General features: G+C 65.2%; 1 pseudogene. It reads right to left on the reverse strand.

From position 1 onward, the window contains the following. A pseudogene (gene rpoB, locus D1094_RS18535) lies at positions 1-500 on the reverse strand (DNA-directed RNA polymerase subunit beta); the annotation flags it as partial.

A 500-nucleotide genomic window follows, 5' to 3' on the forward strand; every position in this document is an offset into this window, starting at 1 on the left:
GAACGCGACGAGCACGTTGCGGCCGAGCGCGAGTTCGCCGAGATCGGTCGACGGACCGTCAGCGATGATGTCGCCCTTCTTGACCTGATCGCCCACCTTCACCAGCGGACGCTGGTTGATGCAGGTCGACTGGTTCGAGCGCTGGTACTTCATCAGGCGGTAGATATCGACGCCCGACTTGGTCGGATCGAGATCTTCCGTCGCGCGGATAACGATACGGGTCGCGTCGATCTGGTCGATCACGCCGGTGCGGCGGGCAGCGATCGCAGCGCCCGAGTCACGGGCCACGACGCCTTCCATGCCGGTGCCGACGAACGGCGCTTCGGCGCGCACCAGAGGCACGGCCTGACGCTGCATGTTCGAGCCCATCAGCGCGCGGTTGGCGTCGTCGTGCTCGAGGAAGGGGATCATGGAGGCGGCGACCGAAACGAGCTGGTTCGGCGAGACGTCCATGAGAGTAACCTCGGACGATCGCACCATGGCGAAGTCGCCCTTCTCGA

The sequence above is a fragment of the Colwellia sp. RSH04 genome (assembly GCF_003545765.1).
Taxonomy (GTDB): Bacteria; Pseudomonadota; Gammaproteobacteria; order Enterobacterales; family Alteromonadaceae; genus Colwellia.